Below are 1,266 nucleotides of genomic sequence, written 5' to 3' on the forward strand. Positions count from 1 at the left end.
TATAATGGATATGGTCAACTGGGAGACGGGTCAACTACAGACCACTTAACGCCGGTACAGGTAAGCGGTCTAACAGATATAATTGCCATTGCAGGGGGGTATATTCACACAATTGCCTTGAAATCAGACGGCACGGTGTGGGCATGGGGGCATAATGAAGGGGGTCAACTGGGAGATGGGACAACGACCAACAGTTCAACACCAGTGCAGGTAAGCGGCCTAACAGATGTAATTGCCGTTACCGCAAGGCTTTATCATACAATAGCCTTGAAATCAGACGGCACAGTGTGGACGTGGGGGAGGAATATTTATGGACAACTGGGAGACGGGTCAACCACAGAACGCTCATTGCCAGTACAGGTAATCGGTCTGACCGATGTAATTGCCATTGCAGGAGGGTATTATCACACAATTGCCTTGAAATCAGACGGCGCGGTGTGGGCTTGGGGGTATAATGGAAATAATCAACTGGGAAACTGGTCAACGAAGAACAGTTCAACGCCTGTACGGAGTTTGAGATACGACATGAATTCCGTTACTACCCCTGCCGTGATAACAGGTTCAACAACGTGCGTTAGCTTGAGTTCCGTATTACTGAATGGGTGGGTGGACGGCAACAGGGCCGCAACTACTGCGTGGTTTGATTATGGCACGAGCAGTGGAGTGTATTTCGATACCACAGCAACTATTCCATGCGGAACCAGCTCTGCGTACATAAGTGCTACTTTAGGATCTTTAACGCCATGGACGACATACTATTACAGGATAGCTGCTCAAAACAGCAGAGGTATATCCTACGGAAGTGAAACCATATTTTTGCCGCGATCACAGATATCAGCAGGTGCATATCATACGCTAACTCTGAAGCCAGATGGCACCGTGTGGGCATGTGGGGCAAATTGGAATGGTCAACTGGGAGATGTGACAACTATAAACCGTTCAACGCCAGTGCAGGTGAGCGGTCTAACTGATGTAATTGCCATTGCAGGAGGAGATTATCACACAATAGCCTTGAAATCGGATAATACGGTGTGGGCGTGGGGGTCTAATTCTTATGGTCAGTTGGGAGACGGGACAATTACAAACCGTTCAATACCGACGCCGGTGACTTATCTAACTAACATAATTGCCATTGCAGGAGGGTATGTTCACACAATCGCCCTGAAATCAGACGGCACGGTGTGGGCATGGGGATATAATGGATATGGTCAACTGGGAGACGGCTCAACTACCAACCGTTCAACACCAGTGCAGGTAAGCGGTCTA

The 1,266-nt window shown here is 48.5% G+C and carries 1 protein-coding gene; it reads left to right on the forward strand.

Annotated elements, in window-relative coordinates:
* On the forward strand, positions 1-1,266 hold a 1,266-nt coding region (locus QZT26_RS17710), incomplete at both ends, for a hypothetical protein (RefSeq protein WP_295104089.1).

It is taken from the genome of uncultured Candidatus Kuenenia sp., from assembly GCF_900696675.1.
GTDB lineage: Bacteria > Planctomycetota > Brocadiia > Brocadiales > Brocadiaceae > Kuenenia > Kuenenia stuttgartiensis_A.